This window comes from Flagellimonas olearia, assembly GCF_009184425.1.
In the GTDB taxonomy this organism is placed as follows: domain Bacteria; phylum Bacteroidota; class Bacteroidia; order Flavobacteriales; family Flavobacteriaceae; genus Flagellimonas; species Flagellimonas olearia.
The window spans coordinates 905,512-923,841 of record NZ_WELG01000001.1; the positions used below are offsets into that span (position 1 = coordinate 905,512).

An 18,330-nucleotide genomic window follows, 5' to 3' on the forward strand; every position below is an offset into this window, starting at 1 on the left:
GGGTTGCCACACGACCAAAAAAGAAGGGATTAACATTAAATTCAAATCCTAGAAACACAGAAGCCACCCAAACTTTACATGCTAACATTGATTTAAAACAAGCATAAACCAATCAATATATAGGGGTAACCCAATCCTAAAAGTTCATATATAGTTTTGACGAAACAGTAACCTTAAAACTAAACTTTATGAATTTGAAAAAATTATTTCTAGGATTGGTATTGACTTCGGTGGTCGCCATTGGCTTTACTAGTTGTGATGGGGAGGACGGCAAAAATGGTATTGATGGAGTGGACGGTGTCGATGGAGTTGATGGTGTCAACGGAGAGGACGGGGAAGATGGCGATGATCTTACCGTTGCCGATTTGGTTCCCCTTACCAGCTCGGTTACCCCAAATACCGTATTTGAATTAAAAGGTGAATTCAGTACCTCGGCCCAATTGGAGATGATCATGTCTTCTGCGGACATCCTTGAATCTGATTCCACTTTCGTTTATGGCGCTTATATGGACGGTGCCGCATTGTATCCGTATGAAGATGGCACCTATGCCTTCATCAACAATTTGGAAGCTGATTATTCCATTGCACGTATCCGAATGAACTCCGATCTTCAACCATTGGAAGGTGATTATATTGTAAACTCAGCAGCCACCGCTTTTACTGCAATGTGTTCCGGGTCCTCCATCACTATGGAAGAGCATGGATTTGGACCTCTATATCTTTCTGGTGGAGAGTGGGGTGGAAATGCCAAAGGGGTATATAAAATCAATCCATTTCGTTCCCCTGATGAAAGGGTGGAGGCCGAAAGATTACCGGCTTTGGGTGAATGGGCCACTGAAAATGCCGTAGCTATCGGTAAAGATGCCTACCCAACCCAAACCGTGGTTTTTATGGGTGATGATGACAGTAACAACACCTATCCTCAAGCCCATTTTGGAATGTATGTGGGTAACAGAGGTGATCTGTATAGCGGAAAGCTATATGTGTTGAGAGGAAAGAACCCAACTGAAACAGCTATTGGAGGTGGAGGCCTTAAGTTTGAAATGGGTATGGCCGAAGATATTGAATACGATGTGGAGTGGGTTGAAGTTACCGAGCGTACCCTTGCCGAATTGAACCAAGAGGCCATAGATTCCGTTGCCATTGGATTCCAGAGAATTGAGGATATTGACTGGAGAAGAGGTTCTGCCGAAAACAACAGGACCGTGTTCTTCAACGCTACAGGAAGAATCCGTTCGGATAATCCTGATTTGGCCAATAGAGGTACTTCCTTCGGAAGGGTATACAAATTGGAACTTGATCCAAGTAATCCCATTGGAGATGCAAAATTGACCGTTGTCGTAGATGGTGATTTGGAAGGTGGAAAAGGAGACGGTATGCACTCTCCGGATAATATCGTGGTAACCGAGAACTACGTATATGTTCAAGAGGACCCTAATGGTTATGCAGATGCCAACCCAGATATACAAGGTTATGCCAAGTTGTGGCAATATGACATTGCTACGGGAACTTTCAAGGAAGTGATGGAGTGTAACCAAACGGTTGCTGCCGGACTTGGTATTGGGAATACCGATTCTTACTGGGAAATCACCGGTATGATCGATGTAACCGATATCATTGGAGCTTCCGAGCCAACTTTTGTGGGTGGAGCACAGGTACACGGATGGTCTTTTGACAGTGGTAACCCCATGACCTATAGAGCAGACGGAAAGAAATTTGTGGATCCAACCGCCATTGATGAGGCAGCGGCCACTTTGGAAGGCTCCTTCCTTTTCAAATTAACAGGGCTTCCCAGATAATCCATTGATTTCACATCATAACATTTTTTAAAATGAAAGGGTTCCCTGTTATGGGGAACCTTTTTGTTTCCATTTTTAAATTCATCAACCCATGAAATCATCGATATATACTACCTTCTTTGCATTCCTTTTTTTGATGGTGGGATCTTGTAAAAAACAAGAAGGAAATGCAAGTCGTACCACTTCAATGGACAAGGAATCCGTGTTCAATGAAGACATCAAAAGCTACTATTTCCAAACATTGGACAGTGCGGCATACTACATTCAAAAAATGGATACGACCCAAAGCTTGGAAGTAAACCGGGCCAATTTTCTGAAAAGCAGGGAATGGTACAAACGGGCAGAACCCATGATTATCGCTTACGATTATGAAAACTACCTATCCATGAACGCCCCCAACCTCCTTAAAGTGGAAATCGATGATTACACGGACATTAAAAAATTGAAGCCCAAGAGCTATCAGGTCTTGGAAGAGCTGTTGTATGCCGAAGAACCCATCTCCAATAACGAATTGGATTTGGTATTGACCTATTTACAGGTTCGTATCCCCTATATCCGCAGAAACCATATGCTCTATACCCAAAGGGACCGACATCATCTTAAGATGATGCGTGATGCCATTGTGAATGTTGCCACCAAGGGTATTACCGGTTTTGATTCGCCCATGTTGGCCAATTCCCTGAATGAGGCCATCTATACGTATGAATCCATTGCTGAAATATTGGCAATTTATACGGAAGCATTCAAGGATAAATCCCTTATGGATCAATGGTCCGCTGAAATAGAGAGCACTATGGCAACCTTACAATCTGGGGATTTTGACCATTTTGACCGATACACTTTCATTAAAGACCATACGAACAGGCAATTGGAGTTGATCAATGCAACCGCAACAGATTGGAACATTGCCTTGAATACATCAAGACCATTGAACCCCACGGCCACCAATCTTTTTGATAAGGACTTTTTCAATATTGCCCAATTTTCCACACCAGGCTCCCCTGACATTACCCCTGAACGCATTGACCTCGGGAGAAACCTGTTCAATGACCCTTCCCTTTCCAGTAGTGGAAACATAAGCTGCGCCACTTGCCACATCAAGGAAAAGGCATTTACGGACGGACATCCCAAAGCTTTGGGTATCAATGGGGTGGAATTACAGCGAAATACCCCTACCATGACCTATGCCGTATATCAGACCACCATGTTCTATGATGGTAGGGCGGATGGCTTGGAGGACCAAATCGTGAATGTGGTCAATGATGAAAATGAGTTTCATATTGATTTGAACACCATTGAAAAGCGAGTAGGGCAGAACACGTTTTACAAAGCCGCTTTCGATAGCTTGTATGGAGGGGAAATCAATAACTTGAACGTACGCCATGCCATTGCCACCTACATTCGGAGTCTTGCCCCATTCAACTCCAAATTTGACCGAAACATACAAGGAAAGGAGAACTCACTGACCCAAGAAGAAAAACTGGGCTTTAACCTTTTCATGGGAAAAGCGGCCTGTGCCACCTGTCATTTCCCACCAGCCTTTAACGGATTGGTGCCTCCCAAATATGACGAAACGGAATTTGAAAATCTGGGCGTTCCCAAAAATCCGAGCTTTGAGCATCCCATTTTGGATGATGACCCAGGCATGTACCATCCCTACAAGGTAGAAGAAAAACGAAATTTCTTTAAAACGGCAACGGTCCGAAATGTAGAGTTGACAGCACCTTATATGCACAATGGGGTGTACAAAACCTTGGAAGAAGTAATCACTTTCTATAATGTTGGGGGAGGGCAGGGAATGGGCCTTGACGTGCCTTACCAGACCTTACCACCCGATTCGCTGAACCTAAGCGATGGTGAACAAAAAGCATTGGTGGCTTTCATGAAAACGCTCACGGACAAAGAGTTTGTTGATGGAAAATAACGGTTATAGTCTCGACTAAAACTTTTCAAATACGCCAAGGCCGAAAAGGGCAAAATCATATTTTACCGGGTCCGAGGCATCCAACCTTCGTAGGTTTTGGTCCAATTCAGCCAAAGCTTTGGCATCGTTCTGTTTGCGTTTGAGCAGTTTCAGCTTTCGGGCCACATTGCCGGAATGTACGTCAAGAGGGCAGGAAAGTTGACTTGGTCTCAAGCTTTTCCACAGGCCAAAGTCGACCCCGGTGTTGTTGTCACGGACCATCCAACGTAAAAACATATTGATGCGTTTGGCAGCAGAACCTTTCACAGGGTCCGAAATGTGTTTTGTGGTCCGGGTAGGGTGGGGCAGTTCAAAAAATACCTTCTTGAAACTGGAAATGGTGGGTTGCAGGGAGTCTTTTTCGCTGTTTTGACTGAATATAGGCTCCAATCCACCATGGTTTAGGTAGATATGCCGAATGCCGCGGATAAAATATTGCAGGTCGATTCCATTAAAAGTGCGATGTACAAAGGGAGAAAGCTTTTCCAGGTCATCTTCGGAGTGGTTCATTACAAAATCGTACGGGGTGTTCCCCATAAGTTCCATCATCTTGGAAGCATTGTTGATGATACTTTTCCGATTGCCCCAAGCAATGGTCGCCGTTAGGAATCCACTGATCTCGATATCTTCTTTTCGGGTAAACCGATGGGGTATTTGAAGGGGATCATCCTCCAAAAAACGAGGATGGTTGTATTGGACGACCTTTTCATCCAAAAAAAGTTTTAATTCTGATTTTGTCATGGTACGCTAGGAAACTATCAAACCATCCACCATGGTCAACTTACGATCCGCCATATTGGCCAACTCCAAATTGTGGGTTACCAATACAAAGGTCTGTCCAAACTCATCCCGAAGCTTAAAAAAAAGCTTGTGCAGGTTATCCGCACTTTCCGAATCCAGATTTCCGCTGGGCTCATCGGCCAGTACAACAGATGGTTTGTTCATCAAGGAACGTGCTACGGCCACTCTTTGCTGTTCCCCTCCGGAAAGCTCGTTGGGCTTGTGATGGTACCGGTCCTTCAGACCCAAAAAGTCCAAAAGCTCCATGGCTCTCTTTTCTGCTTCCTCCTTGGGTGTTTTTTTGATAAAAGCAGGAATACAAACATTTTCCAAAGCCGTGAACTCAGGCAATAGTTGGTGAAATTGAAAAATGAAACCAATATGCTCGTTTCGGAAACGGGCCAAGTTCTTATCGTTCAATTGGGTAACCTCGGTATCATTGATCAGGAGTTGGCTTTCCTGTGTGTTCGATGGTGAATCCAAAGTGCCCAAAATTTGGAGCAAGGTGGTTTTCCCCGCTCCTGAAGCCCCAACAATGGATACCACTTCCCCTTTTTTGATTTCCAGGTCGACCCCTTTAAGTACTTTCAGGTCGCCGTATTTTTTTTGAATGTTTGTTGCCTTGATCATGAAAACAGCTTCTTCCGGTGAACGTAACCATTGCACCATGCGGTAACAAAGATTGGAATTTTTACTAAGTTTTTGGGCATCTTTCCGACTGATGTCAGGAAATTAGTTTTTTATCTGGATTGCGGGATACTAAACTTTACCTAATTTTGAAACTTCATGGACAAACAAGTCAACATGGATTGGGAGACCGCCATATTCGCTGGCGGTTGTTTTTGGTGCACTGAAGCTGTTTTTCAACGACTCAATGGGGTGATGGAAGTGGTTTCCGGTTATACTGGGGGAACCATTAAGAATCCGGCTTACAGGGAAATCTGTACGGGGCGCACAGGACATGCTGAAGCCATCAAGATTACATTCGACCCTTCAAAAGTTTCTTATGTGGAATTGTTGGAAGTGTTCTTTGCCACCCATGACCCCACTACCTTGAATCGTCAGGGAAATGATGTGGGAACCCAATATCGGAGTGAAGTCTTCTATACAAACCCTGCACAAAAGCAGCAAGCGGAAGAGTTCATTGCCCTTTTGGAAAAGGAGCAGATTTTTGCTTCACCCGTTGTAACGGCCATTTCCGAAGAGAAACCCTTTTACAATGCCGAGGAAGAACACCAGAATTATTATAATGACCATACACAACAACCCTATTGCCAAGTCATTATAGAGCCCAAAATCAAAAAGTTGAACACTTATTTTTCAAAAAAAACAAATACTATCAAGTAAAGCCTATGGCACCGTATCGCAATCTGGAAGAATACAATATTGAAATTACAAACGAGGTAAAAGACCACTTTGCCAAGATCATGGGGGACATTGGGGAGGATATATCCCGTGATGGTTTGGTAAAGACCCCGGAAAGGGCTGCAAAAGCCATGCTGTTCCTTACCCAAGGGTACAAACAGGATGCTACGGAGATTCTTAAAAGTGCCATGTTCGCAGAGAGTTATGACGACATGGTGATCATTAAAGACATCGAGGTGTATTCCCTTTGCGAGCACCATATGCTCCCTTTCTTTGGGAAGGCCCATATTGCCTATATTCCCAATGGACATATTGTAGGACTCAGCAAAATACCCCGTGTGGTGGATGTTTTTGCCAGAAGGCTTCAGGTTCAGGAAAGATTGACCCATGATATTTTAGAGTGCATAAACACTACCCTTAAGCCCAAAGGAGTGGCCGTGGTTATTGAAGCCGCCCATATGTGCATGATGATGCGCGGGGTTCAAAAACAAAACTCGGTCACCACAACATCTGGATTCCGAGGTCAGTTTGAAAAACAAGAGACCAGAAACGAGTTTCTAAAACTTATTAGCTCCGATTTGTCTTAAGGCATTTCTTCAATTCATTTGGATTTTCTATTTTACCACAATGACAGAAGAAAAAGACCCCAAGTACCGTAATCTACTTTTAGGACTTTTGTTCGACGGCATCGGAATGCTGTCGTTCGCGATTCCCGGAATAGGGGAGTTTTCGGATGTAATCTGGGCTCCCATTGCAGGGTGGCTCATGACCCGATTGTATAAGGGCAGGGTAGGGCAGGCTGCAGGTCTCATCACCTTTGCCGAAGAGCTGATTCCCGGTATGGATATCGTGCCCACCTTTACCTTGACATGGATCTACACCTATCTATTGAGCAAAAAAAAGAGCGACAAATCGTAAAAACTATCTGCCGCTCTCCAAATTTTAATTCCGTTTTTACAATCCAATACTCAGATTAAAGGCAATGTTACGGCCAATATTGGCAATGCCATCAGTCTTTAATCGGGATAGGTGTGAGATGTAGGTTTTATCAAAAAGATTATTGCCACTTATCTTGAAACCCACCAGTTGGTTGAAAATGTTGATTTCACCCCCAAAACCCATATTGAATAGGCTATATCCAGATGTAGGTGTCTCAAAAGTGGCCACTTTGTTCTGGTCAAACACGGATTGAACCGTGGCAAAGGCATAACTTTTGGATTTCGTCCCTTTTGCCGTGTTCCATTCTACCCGTAGTGTATTGTTCCATCGGTTAGCAGGAATCAACGGAAGGTCGGTCTTGTCTTCCAGTTCCCCAAAGACCATATCAAAACTGCTTTCCAAATGCAGCCAATCCAAAGGATGGGGGTGTAAGTGGAACCCGAATTCCCCTCCGTATAGCTTGGCATCCTGTTGTTGGAAAACGTATATGGGGTTATCATCCCTAAACTCTCCAGTAGGTTGCAAATAAATATAATCACTCACATTGTTATAGAATGCATTGGCATACACCTCAATATGTTGATTGCCATATTCAAGGGCCAGATCTACCTGTACATTTTGCTCGCTATCCAGATCTTGGTTTCCTATCTCAACGCGATTGGCGCCACTGTGGAGGCCATTGGAAGTCAATTCGGATAGGTTGGGTGCCCTGAATCCCGTGGCAATGTTCAAACGGAACAAAATATTGTCCGTTAAATCTGCCCTATATCCAACGGCAGCATTAAAACTATTAAAGTTTTTGTCCAAACTGGGAATATATTCCTCATCGCCAACAATGCCACTTTCTTCCCCATTTATTGATCTTAAATCATACCGTAACCCAAATTGGAAATCACTTTTATTGAAATGGACATGCGAGGTGGCCAAAACCCCAAAATCGTTGGTGATGGCATTGGGAATAAGCACTTCTTCCCCAAAATTCTCGTTCTTTTGATGCATGCCCTGCACACCAAAGATAGTGGTCATGCTGCCCCATTGGGGATTGAACTGCAGGTTGTAGTTAAACGTGCTCAAGTCCATGTCCAAGGCGGGACCTTCCTCCTCTTCATGCTCTTCCTCTTCCGCAGGTTCTTCGCCTTCATGTTCGTGGTGTTCCTCGAACTCTTTCCGATTATTCAAAATGTATCCCAACGTAGCCTCCAAACTGGATTTTCTAAAGAAAAAATTACTTTTTGAGCTTAATATATGGGTTGCGATTTCTTGATTGGGCAATAGCGGGTCCCTACCATTGTCTTGTACTCCAATTTCCTCGGGAATCCCCAAATTGGATTCGTTGTAATTGTATCTCAGTTCCGTTTTGAACTTGGTGGCCTGATAGGCAAGTCCGGTCTTGATATCAGCTTCCTTGAACCTAGAGTTGGTCACGCCGGTACCATCGCCGGTTTCATAATCGACATTGGATGCATAGGCACCCCTGACCAAAAACTTAAGTTTTTCACCTGAGGTTTTAAACCCCGCGTTGGCCCCATACCCCAATGTATTGGTAAAATAGTTTAGGTTGATGTCGCCTGAGGTTTGGTTGGGAAGTTCAAAACTTTCAGGGTTTAGGTAGAGTACACCACCTAGGGCATCCGAACCGTAGAGTAGGGAAGCGGGACCTTTGATGACCTCTATACTGGAAATCCCGGCATCATTGACCCCAAGACCGTGTTCCCCTCCAAATTGTTGGTTCTCCAATCGTACGCCTTGGGTATAGACCAAAACCCTATTGAAACTCAGTCCCCTGATCACAGGTTTTCCAATACCTACCCCTGTGGAAACCGAGGTTACCCCGGGAACTCTGGTAATACCATCTGCCAAGGTAATGGCACCTTCACTTTTAAGCTCTGCGATGGACTTTTGTTCCACCTTCATTACATTCTCGCGCTGAAGTTTATGAAAAGGAGTGGAAAGGACAACCTCGTCAATTTCTATGGCCGAGGGAGTCATGGCATAATTATACGTGTTGTTGCCCGAGTGGATTTCCAAGGTCGTGGAATGGGTTTCGTAGCCCAAATAGGCCACTACGAGTTTATAGGAACCTTCAGGAAGGTCTTTTAAGGTGTAAGTTCCGTCAGCGCCGGTCACGGCTCCTTTCTCCAATTGGGGAATATAAACGGATACCTGTTCCAAAGGCTGTCCATTTTCCGAATCTGTTATGTTACCTGTAACTGTGCTCTGTGCAGCTATATATATTGGAGCCAATGCCAAAAGCATTGACGTGAATAATTGTTTCATTATAAAAATTACTACGTTATTGAATGTGTTGAATGGAAAGGAAAACTATAACGAAACAGTAGGGGGACCTCGTAAGGCCAAATATTCCTTTTGGTAAGGTTTAAAAAAGGAGTTGTGAAAATTGTGCTGATGCCCAATAATCGGTATTTCCAGACAAACGTATTCATAGGAAGATGCCACAAATACTTTGGAAACCAGCGTGAAATCATGAAACTCACAATGGATATCCGCCTCATGGATGTGCTTTGTGCCCTCAGCAATGCAACGTTTTTCCTTGGAGTGTCCAAAGAGCGCATGCGATAGCTTTACTGCGGATGGGGTAAGTATCCCCAAGGCCAGTACAAAGGAAACTACAGCAATGATGCGTTTAGGAAGCAATGAGGTCATCTTGGCAAAGTAACCTATCCAAATACTTTTTCTGTGTTAACAAAACTATAAAACTATGGAAGGAGAAATCCTAACCCCATGCGTTTCAACATTTTCTTTTCAAATTCCCAGAAGAATTTGAATTGTCCGAACAGCCATCCAACAAAGACCAATATGCATTGGTATATGGGAAATATCAAAAGAATTCGCGCGGTCCAATATATAGCTCCATGGGTATTGTTTTCTCCAAGTCCTATCCATTCAACCAAAGGGCCGGCAAGCTTTCCGGAGAGGCTTCCGGTTATGGCGAAGACAATGAAAATGGCTATCATTTCCCATTTATGGGATACCTTCCACTTATGCTCCAATTTTTTAAAGCACCACAGAAAAAATCGAATCAAAATCAGAGATAATCCTATAGTGGATCCTAAAGTAAAAACCCATTCCACTAGTGTATTGTTAAGCCCGAAAGTGTGCAACAAACGTCTGGAAATCCAATAGGCGGTAAGGAGCACCAAGGAGAATCCCAGAAAGGGAAAGAAAAGTTGCCAGTTTTTATGAATTTCCCAGCGGTCCTTTATTTTTTTCATCGGCAAGAGTGTTCCGATGCAAAAATACGGTTTTAAATCCTTGGAAGAAAGGGGCCAAGGCGCTGTTTGTACTTCCTTTGGAAATAAACAAAATAATTATAGAGCTTATAATTCACCTCATAGCCATAATCAATATTGGAATCATAATCGATTTGGAACATATACAGGTTTGGATTGAAGTTTCCGGGCTGTACCACACGTCTGTTCCATTCCATTACAAGAAGTTGATTCCTGTTTTCCAGAAAAGATTGGGAGTAGTACCCTTCGGGTCGGGCGATACTCAGTAACCAAGTATAGAATCCAGGTTCAATGATAATGATTTCATACTCACTTTCCTCATCTTTGATTTCTACTTCCTTTTCTTCCTGTGAATTGAAAACAGCCTGCTCTTCGTCGGAAATGTCCAAGGCCTCTTTTTGTGCAGAACAGGACACCAATAGGCCAAAAGTGGCCATAAAGGCCACCAATAAGGATAAAATTCTCTTTTTCATAGCTTTAAGATACAAAAAAAGCCATTTGAAAATTCAAACGGCTTTGTTAAATATCGTTAAGTAGAAAGACTATTTTCCAAAAAGTCCGCCCAGCATTCCGCCAAGGCCGCTTTTTTTCTGTCCGCCACTGTTCAATACCATTCCGGCCAAGTCGTCTATAACGCTACCATCGCCATCCGAGTCAAGAAAAGTCTCAATAAGGGATTGTTGTTTGGAGGCACTTCTACCGCCGCCCATAAGTCCCCCCAAAAGACCGTTCAGTCCATCAGGGCTGCTTACATTTTGCTGACGTGTTTGTTTCCCCAAATAACCCAATAGGATAGGGGCCGCAATTTTAAGGATTTGGGAGATGGTCCCGGCATCCAGACCCGATTTGCTGCTCAAGGCATTTTCCACTTGGGGCTGTTTTGTCCCTAAGATATGCCCTAAGATTCCAGCTCCATCGTCCATTACATTTTGGTCCACTCCTCCTCCGAAGAAACCACCCATATCATCCAAAATGCTACCATCATGTTTGGAAGACAGCGCATTCATAAGTCCTTGGGCTCCCCCAGGGGTAGAGGTATTCTTTTTCATGGCACCCATCAATAAGGGCATGGCCATACTTAAAACGTCGGCCGTCTTATTCTCGGATTGCCCGGTTTGTCCGGCCACCCCGCTAATCAATTGTTGGCCCATGGGGCTATTTAGTAAATCCAATAATCCTGACATTGTATTTGTGTTAAGGTTAGAAAGACAATGTAGTGAAAAACTAGGTTTTGAACCCACATAGGGGTTAAAAAACCAGTTATTTTAGCAATTTGATAATCTGTTGCGCCAATTCCAGACCAATGCGTTGCTGTGCTTCTTGGGTTGATGCCCCAATATGTGGGGAAAGTGATATTTTGGGATGCATCAATATTTTGATTTCAGGCTGGGGTTCGGATTCATATACATCCAATCCCGCAAAGGCCAATTTATCGGAATCCAAGGCTTCCACTAGGGCCACTTCGTCCAAAACTCCACCACGTGATGCATTGATGATTCCTGCCGTGGGTTTCATCTGGGCCAATTCTTTTTTCCCGATGACATACCCATTTTGTGACGGTACATGGATGCTGACAAAATCAGAATTCTTTAAAACCTCCTCAAGTGGGCTATCGGCTACATTGAATTTCACTGTCCGTCCGTCATAAAAAGAGAGCTCCAAGCTTATTTTTTTGGTATGATGATCATGGTACAGCACTTTCATGCCCAAAGCAATCGCCATTTTTGCAGTGGCCTGTCCTATCCTGCCCAAACCGATTATACCCATGGTCTTTCCACGCAGTTCCATTCCGGAAGCATAACTTTTTTTGAGCTGTTTAAACTGACTGTCCCCCTCCAAGGGCATATTCCGATTGGAATCATGCAAGAAACGTGCTCCGCTGAGCATGTGGGCAAAGACCAGTTCGGCCACTGATTCTGAAGAGGCTTCGGGTGTATTGATCACATGGATACCTTTGGATTGGGCATAGTCCACATCGATATTGTCCATACCCACACCGCCCCGGCCGATTAATTTGAGACCAGGGCAAGCGTCGATGGTTTTTTTTCTTACCTCAGTGGCACTTCGCACTAAAAGGACCGATATGGAATTGGCGTTGATGAAATTTGCCAACTGTTCTTGGGCCACTCGGGTGGTGACCACTTCAAAACCTTCTTTTTGAAGTACATCTATTCCCGATTGGGCCAAGCCATCATTGGCCAGTACAATATTCATAGGCTTAAATTCTAAGTCTTAAGTTTTAAATAGTTTCTTGGCTGGTTTTGACAATTTTGGTCAAAATTTTGATGATTTGCTCTATTTCTTCCAAATACTCTTTCAAATCAAGGTCAGATAAATTGGCTTTATGAATCAATCGTAACCAATATCTGGATTCACGTGCTTCTTTTGAAGCTATGGCATTTTAGAAATGAAATCTTTTTTGAATTGACCTACACCTGCTTCGGCTACATTGGCTCCAATGCTGGTGGATGAACGCAATAATTGATAGGCGAAGACATACTCGTTGTTTTCCTTCAAATTTTTAACCAACTTGATGATGCGCAACGAAAATTCAAAACTTCTTTCTTCGATCAATATTTACGATTTAGAACTAAAAACTCAACACTAATCTATCCTTTTTTCTCCAATTCGCTCATAATGTCGACCAAAACCCCTACACTTTCCAACGGAAGTGCATTGTACATGGATGCTCGATACCCTCCAACGGACCGGTGCCCATTGATTCCACTGATCCCTGCTTCCTTGCACATAGTATCGAAAAGCTCTTTTAATCCATCATCTGTTATGTTGAAGGTGGCGTTCATGGTAGAACGGTCTTCCTTGGCTGCAAAACCAGAAAATACCGGATTCAATTCTATTTCGGAATAAATAAGACTGGCCTTTCGCTCATTGATTTCCTCAATGGCAGCTATCCCTCCCAAATCCTTTAACCACTGCATGGTAAGCATGGATACGTATACCGCAAATACAGGAGGTGTGTTGAACATACTCTCTTTTGATACATGCACGGCATAATCCAACATGGACGGGATTTTTCGGGAAACCTTGCCTAAAATATCTTCTTTGACCACTACCAAAGTGGCTCCAGCAGGGCCCATATTCTTTTGCGCCCCGGCATAAATCAAATCGAATTTTGAAAAATCGAGCTGGCGGGAAAAAATATCGGAGCTCATATCACAGACCAAAGGCACATCCGTTTTGGGGAATTCCTTGATCTGGGTCCCGAAAATGGTATTGTTGGAGGTAAGGTGCAGGTAATCCAAATCTGAAGGGATATGGTATCCCTTTGGGATATGGTTGAAATTTTCCGCCTGTGAGGAGGCCACTTCCACAATATCCCCGAACAATTTGGCCTCCTTGATGGCTTTCTGGCTCCAGGTCCCTGTGTTGACGTAGCCCGCCTTTTTGTCCAAAAGGTTATAGGCCGCCATCAAAAACTGCATACTGGCCCCTCCTTGTAAGAATAGGGCTTGATATCCCTTTCCTTCCAAGCCTAAAAGTTCAAGGGCCAACGAACGGGCCTTTTCCATAATGGCCACAAATTCCCTACTGCGGTGAGAGATTTCTATAAGTGATAGACCAATGCCGTCCAGTTCCACTACGGCTTCGGAAGCCTTTTGCATGACCTCTTTGGGTAAAATGCAAGGTCCTGCGCTAAAATTGTGTTTTTTCATTCCCTTAATTTAAAGGGTAAAGGTCTAAAAAAAACTTGGATCTAAAAACGGTTTCGGTAAACGGTTTTTCTATAGTTGAAGTAAAAATTCCATAGTGTCCACACCATCTGCGTAATCATCCAGTTTGGGTTTTTGGGTCTCCCCGAAAGCAACATCATTAGATTGGCTCTCTGCAGACACGATACATTGGATTTGCTCTTCTTGTCCCAACAACTGTTCACGTAGTTCTTCCAACGAATCGTAATGGGAATAAAATAATGCCGCGATAGGGGAAGAGAATCCCTCGTCTTCCTTGAGTACCAAAAAACCATTGTCCAGAATCTTGAAATCGCTCATCAGGTACACTGCCTTGTTGTAGTCGTAGTTATTGGCATATTTATGATGATGGATAACCTCCTGAAAAGTAAACATGGCCTTGTAAAATGTATCAAAATCATATCCTTTGGGCACAAAAAGCTTGGCTACATTCCTACAACCCAACCCGTAATACCTGAAAATATCCTCACCCAAGGCTTCCAGCTCAGCTTGGGATTCATTCCCGCTTAGGATGGCCACCGAACTTCTGTTCTTTCGGATGATGTTCGGTCTTTTTCCAAAGTAATGTTCAAAATAGCGCCCGGTATTGTTGCTTCCCGTGGCAATGACCGCATCGAAATTTTCCAGTTTACCTTCGGTAAATTCAATCCGTTCAGTCAATAAGGGCTCCTCTTTCATCAAAAAATCGGAAATAAAGGGGAGCAATACCTTATCATTGGAGGAAAGCTTGGCCAACACCTTGTTCCCAGAGAGCAGCACACATAAAAAATCATGGAATCCCACCAAGGGAATATTACCGGCCATGACAATACCGATGGTCTTTGGAGCGTTATCAACCGTAAGCTCATACTTGGAAAGCCATTGGGATAGGGTTTCTTCGGTCAACAATTCGCTCCATTGTTTTAGCGCAACGATGATGTTGTCCCGGGTAAACCACCCATTTTGCTGTTCAGCCTTGGTCAGGGCCTCTTCAAATGAAGCCGATGAACCATTGTCATTTTCACAAAAATCGGCAAGGTAACTTCCAAGTTTAACAAAAGCTTTCAATATTGGGAGATGTGCCCTCATTATATTTGTATACTAATTTGGTAGGGTTTATTTTTGCCAAAAATACGCATGCTGAAATGAATCAGCACCACGGAAAAAGAAAATTATGGCGATAATTATAACAGACGAATGCATTAACTGCGGGGCCTGCGAGCCAGAATGCCCCAATACAGCAATATACGAAGGAGCCGACGAATGGCGATATGGTGACGGTACTTCCTTGGAGGGCGATGTGGTCCTTCCCAACGGAAAGGCCGTGAATGCCGAGGAGGTCCAGGAACCCGTGAGTGACGAAATCTATTATATAGCACCCGATAAGTGTACCGAGTGCATGGGCTTCCATGAAGAACCCCAATGTGCGGCGGTTTGTCCTGTGGATTGCTGTGTGCCGGACGAAGATCACGTGGAAAGCGAAGAAGAGCTTTTGGGTAAACAGAAGTTTATGCACCCCAACGGGTAACCCATAAAAAACACGTAATTTAGCCCCGAATTTATTTCGGGGTTTTTTTATGCAGGAAAAAGAAAAAACATATAATGGTTTTTGGAAGCAGGCCGGGTGTATTTTGTCACTTGTGGCCATTTTTGGAATAATCGGTCTTTTTGCCATGGGCTTTTATTTCCTGATAAAAGGGTTTTAAAACGTTCAAAACAAAACTTCAACTTATATTTGCAGCCTTAAAATACACCTGAATAGATGAAAGCCGGTATCGTAGGATTGCCCAATGTGGGAAAATCCACCCTCTTTAACTGTTTGTCCAATGCCAAGGCGCAAAGTGCCAACTTTCCCTTCTGCACCATTGAACCCAATATTGGGGTGGTAAACGTACCCGATACCCGCTTGGAAAAATTGGAGGAATTGGTGAATCCTGAACGCGTAATTCCCGCCACCGTGGAAATTGTGGACATAGCCGGTTTGGTAAAAGGTGCGAGCAAAGGTGAAGGGCTCGGCAACCAATTTTTGGGCAATATCCGTGAAACAGATGCCATTCTTCATGTCTTACGCTGTTTTGACAATGATAATATTGTACACGTAGATGGTTCCGTAGACCCTATCCGGGACAAGGAGACCATCGATATGGAACTCCAATTGAAAGATTTGGAGAGCGTGGAGAAAAAATTGGACAAGGTAAAACGTGCCGCCAAAACCGGAAACAAAGAGGCCCAGAAGGAAGAAGCTGTTCTTTCTGCCTTGAAAACAGGTTTGGAATCCGGCACATCGGTACGGGCCATTCAACTCAGCGATGAAGATAGACAGGAATATGTAAAACCGCTCCAATTGATCACGGACAAGCCTGTAATGTATGTCTGTAACGTAGGGGAAGAAGCCGCAGCTACCGGAAACGCCTATGTGGAAAAAGTTAGGGAAGCCGTGGCCCAGGAAAATGCCGAGGTCATCTTTTTGGCCGTGGGTACCGAGGCCGATATCACCGAATTGGAAACCTACGAGGAGCGTCAGATGTTCTTGGAAGATTTGGGTCTTTCTGAACCAGGTTCTGCCAAACTCATCCGTGGCGCCTACCGTTTGTTGGATTTGGAGACCTATTTTACCGCTGGGGTCAAGGAAGTCCGTGCATGGACCATCCCTGTGGGAGCTACGGCACCCCAGGCAGCGGGTGTGATCCATACCGATTTTGAAAAAGGATTTATCCGTGCCGAGGTCATTGCCTATGACGACTACGTAAAGCACGGTAGTGAGGCCAAGGTCAAGGAGGCTGGCCGTATGCGGGTGGAAGGCAAGGAATACATCGTTAAGGATGGCGATGTGATGCATTTCCGCTTCAACGTGTAACTATTGAAAAAATCTTGAGAGGGTAAAATTTCCGTCAACTCAAAACCAGCATCCGTCAATTCATAGGACCCATCAGTACATTGATGGGTCTTTTTTTGTTTCAGAGTATCGATTTTAAAGGTCTAATCCATTAAATCTTTAAAAATTTTGATATGAAAAAAGCAATATTGATGGGCCTTCCCATAATGAGTATATGCCTAATTCTTTCCTGCGGCAAGGACGATGGGCCAACTCCTGATCCAGAACCTCAAGAAGTTGAAATTACTAGTTTTTCCCCCACATCCGGAACCGTGGGCACCGAAGTGACCATCAATGGTAAGAACTTCAGTTCTGCAAAAGAAGAAAACAATGTAACTTTCGGCTCATTTAAAGCCCCGGTTGTTGAAGCTAGTCCAACTAAGCTCGTTGTACAGGTGCCTACAAATGCAGTTACAGGTAAAATTACTGTTACTGTTGGCAGCAGCTCCGCCACGAGTACCACAAATTTTGAGGTGTTGGTGTCCAGTGGCCCTCCCACAGTTACAAATTTCGAACCTAAATTTGGTGTACCGGGTACCGAAGTGATTATTTATGGAGAAAATTTCAGCACACAGGCCAATGCGATTACCGTTACGTTTGGCGATGCTGATGCTATACCAACAAATGTGGTCAATGGCCAAATTACACTTAAAGTACCGGAGGGAGCCACCACAGGTTCTTTAAGCATTGTTACCATGGGTGCCCCAACAGTGACCACTGCAGATGATTTCACAGTGTATGTCCCCTCATCCATGACCATGACCCCTGATGCAGGTTATGTTGAGGAACCAGCTTTTGAGATTGGCGAAGAAATATCGCTATTTTTTAACGCTGATGTTCCTTCAGGCATAAGTGAATTTTTGGTGCACAAAATCATTAACGGAGGTGAGCCTGCACTGCTAGGAGATATTACATTCTATCATGGTTATGTAACACTTAATAATATTCAACTTTTACCAGAGGTAGAGGAAGCGATCGGAAACGAAGTGGAAATCATCTTCAGTTTAAAGGGCGAGGCGGATATTGATTATGCCACCGCTAGCTTTTCCTATACCGTAGCGGAACAAGGTCAAGGGGGTTATGGAGGAAAGTACCCCACCTTTAGCATTATTGCCAATGTTAAACTAGGTAGCCAAGGAAACATGGAATATGGAAGTTACTATAATTCTTCGGCCAATGCAGTTTATTCCAATCCTGGAGGACTTACCGACAGTGAACAACAACTGGTTGATATTACGTTTGGCACAAGTGAAACCTATCCTAATCTAATTTCACCGGACGAACGTGCCAACTACGGTTTAAATAATCCATTGGGGGATAATGCCGCCAAAACTTGGCTTATTTTCAATGGCCCGGCCTCAAACTTTAATGAAATAACCTCTTACGATGTGGGCGCGGCCTACGTTACGGAATATTGGCATCAAGGCGTTTCAATTGAAGAAAACATGTTGTATAAATTTCAGAATGCATCTGGAGAAAAAGGGGTTATTAAAGTAAATTCAATTACAGGTGATGGTGATAATAAAGTGGTGCATTTTGATATTATTGTTCAAGATTGACCCATTTTAAATTCCAAGTTTAACCGGCCACCATGATGGCCGGTTTTTAGTATATGACAAAGCTTCCGTCAATTCAAAACGTACATCCGTCAACTCATATGGCCCATCAA

18 protein-coding genes and 1 pseudogene are annotated in these 18,330 nt (G+C 43.7%); 8 read left to right on the forward strand and 11 right to left on the reverse strand.

Features of this window, described 5'->3' with window-relative positions; genetic code table 11:
• Nucleotides 1–188 precede the first annotated feature (188 nt).
• Together F8C76_RS03750 and F8C76_RS03755 are read left to right on the forward strand one after the other, a co-directional pair.
• A complete protein-coding gene (locus F8C76_RS03750) occupies nucleotides 189–1,799 on the forward strand; it encodes a PhoX family protein (RefSeq protein WP_170283971.1) in 1,611 nt (536 codons plus the stop codon).
• Between the two features lie 91 nt (nucleotides 1,800–1,890).
• Entirely contained in the window at nucleotides 1,891–3,723 is a 1,833-nt protein-coding gene (locus F8C76_RS03755; protein WP_152130523.1) for a cytochrome-c peroxidase, read from the forward strand.
• Between the two features lie 15 nt (nucleotides 3,724–3,738).
• Here F8C76_RS03755 and F8C76_RS03760 read toward each other — a convergent pair whose 3' ends face one another.
• Together F8C76_RS03760 and F8C76_RS03765 are read right to left on the reverse strand one after the other, a co-directional pair.
• Entirely contained in the window at nucleotides 3,739–4,503 is a 765-nt protein-coding gene (locus F8C76_RS03760; RefSeq protein ID WP_129654334.1) for a TIGR02757 family protein, read from the reverse strand.
• 6 nt (nucleotides 4,504–4,509) lie between these two features.
• Nucleotides 4,510–5,172 (reverse strand): ABC transporter ATP-binding protein, encoded by a 663-nt coding sequence (locus F8C76_RS03765; protein ID WP_129654333.1) that lies wholly within the window; start codon nucleotides 5,170–5,172, stop codon nucleotides 4,510–4,512.
• 156 nt (nucleotides 5,173–5,328) lie between these two features.
• Between F8C76_RS03765 and msrA the strand changes: the two genes are divergently transcribed.
• From msrA to F8C76_RS03780, 3 genes are read left to right on the forward strand one after another with little or no spacing between them, the layout of a single operon-like run.
• A complete protein-coding gene (gene msrA, locus F8C76_RS03770) occupies nucleotides 5,329–5,889 on the forward strand; it encodes a peptide-methionine (S)-S-oxide reductase MsrA (RefSeq protein WP_152130524.1) in 561 nt (186 codons plus the stop codon).
• A 5-nt stretch (nucleotides 5,890–5,894) separates the two neighbouring features.
• On the forward strand, nucleotides 5,895–6,494 hold the full coding sequence (folE, locus tag F8C76_RS03775) for a GTP cyclohydrolase I FolE (protein WP_129654331.1): 600 nt from the start codon (nucleotides 5,895–5,897) through the stop codon (nucleotides 6,492–6,494).
• 40 nt (nucleotides 6,495–6,534) lie between these two features.
• Nucleotides 6,535–6,825 carry a hypothetical protein gene (locus tag F8C76_RS03780; protein ID WP_129654330.1) on the forward strand — a complete coding sequence of 97 codons (291 nt, stop codon included), beginning with the start codon at nucleotides 6,535–6,537 and terminating at the stop codon, nucleotides 6,823–6,825.
• Between the two features lie 36 nt (nucleotides 6,826–6,861).
• On the opposite strand, the gene F8C76_RS03785 is transcribed toward F8C76_RS03780, so the two are convergent.
• The 9 genes and pseudogenes from F8C76_RS03785 to F8C76_RS03825 form a co-directional block, all read right to left on the reverse strand.
• A complete protein-coding gene (locus tag F8C76_RS03785; RefSeq protein WP_170283972.1) occupies nucleotides 6,862–9,123 on the reverse strand; it encodes a TonB-dependent receptor in 2,262 nt (753 codons plus the stop codon).
• A 45-nt stretch (nucleotides 9,124–9,168) separates the two neighbouring features.
• A complete protein-coding gene (locus F8C76_RS03790; RefSeq protein ID WP_152130525.1) occupies nucleotides 9,169–9,510 on the reverse strand; it encodes a hypothetical protein in 342 nt (113 codons plus the stop codon).
• Nucleotides 9,511–9,563: 53 nt separating this feature from the next.
• A complete protein-coding gene (locus tag F8C76_RS03795; RefSeq protein ID WP_152130526.1) occupies nucleotides 9,564–10,079 on the reverse strand; it encodes a DUF6787 family protein in 516 nt (171 codons plus the stop codon).
• Between the two features lie 32 nt (nucleotides 10,080–10,111).
• The gene (locus F8C76_RS03800; protein ID WP_152130527.1) at nucleotides 10,112–10,570 is read right to left on the reverse strand and encodes a DUF6146 family protein; all 459 of its coding nucleotides are present in this window, start codon (nucleotides 10,568–10,570) and stop codon (nucleotides 10,112–10,114) included.
• Nucleotides 10,571–10,639: 69 nt separating this feature from the next.
• Nucleotides 10,640–11,281: a DUF937 domain-containing protein gene (locus F8C76_RS03805; protein ID WP_129654326.1), complete on the reverse strand. Its 642-nt coding sequence runs from the start codon at nucleotides 11,279–11,281 to the stop codon at nucleotides 10,640–10,642.
• A 76-nt stretch (nucleotides 11,282–11,357) separates the two neighbouring features.
• On the reverse strand, nucleotides 11,358–12,311 hold the full coding sequence (locus F8C76_RS03810) for a D-2-hydroxyacid dehydrogenase (RefSeq protein ID WP_152130528.1): 954 nt from the start codon (nucleotides 12,309–12,311) through the stop codon (nucleotides 11,358–11,360).
• Between the two features lie 25 nt (nucleotides 12,312–12,336).
• A pseudogene (locus F8C76_RS03815) lies at nucleotides 12,337–12,671 on the reverse strand (four helix bundle protein).
• Between the two features lie 35 nt (nucleotides 12,672–12,706).
• On the reverse strand, nucleotides 12,707–13,771 hold the full coding sequence (serC, locus tag F8C76_RS03820) for a 3-phosphoserine/phosphohydroxythreonine transaminase (protein WP_152130529.1): 1,065 nt from the start codon (nucleotides 13,769–13,771) through the stop codon (nucleotides 12,707–12,709).
• Between the two features lie 69 nt (nucleotides 13,772–13,840).
• Nucleotides 13,841–14,875, reverse strand: a complete 1,035-nt coding sequence (locus tag F8C76_RS03825; RefSeq protein ID WP_152130530.1) for an acyl-CoA reductase — start codon at nucleotides 14,873–14,875, stop codon at nucleotides 13,841–13,843.
• An 85-nt stretch (nucleotides 14,876–14,960) separates the two neighbouring features.
• On the opposite strand from F8C76_RS03825, the gene F8C76_RS03830 reads away from it, so the two are divergent.
• From F8C76_RS03830 to F8C76_RS03840, 3 genes are all read left to right on the forward strand, one after another.
• Nucleotides 14,961–15,314: a 4Fe-4S dicluster domain-containing protein gene (locus F8C76_RS03830; RefSeq protein WP_129654322.1), complete on the forward strand. Its 354-nt coding sequence runs from the start codon at nucleotides 14,961–14,963 to the stop codon at nucleotides 15,312–15,314.
• Nucleotides 15,315–15,548: 234 nt separating this feature from the next.
• The gene (gene ychF / locus F8C76_RS03835; RefSeq protein ID WP_152130531.1) at nucleotides 15,549–16,643 is read left to right on the forward strand and encodes a redox-regulated ATPase YchF; all 1,095 of its coding nucleotides are present in this window, start codon (nucleotides 15,549–15,551) and stop codon (nucleotides 16,641–16,643) included.
• A gap of 152 nt (nucleotides 16,644–16,795) precedes the next feature.
• On the forward strand, nucleotides 16,796–18,220 hold the full coding sequence (locus tag F8C76_RS03840; RefSeq protein ID WP_152130532.1) for an IPT/TIG domain-containing protein: 1,425 nt from the start codon (nucleotides 16,796–16,798) through the stop codon (nucleotides 18,218–18,220).
• Nucleotides 18,221–18,330: the final 110 nt, after the last annotated feature.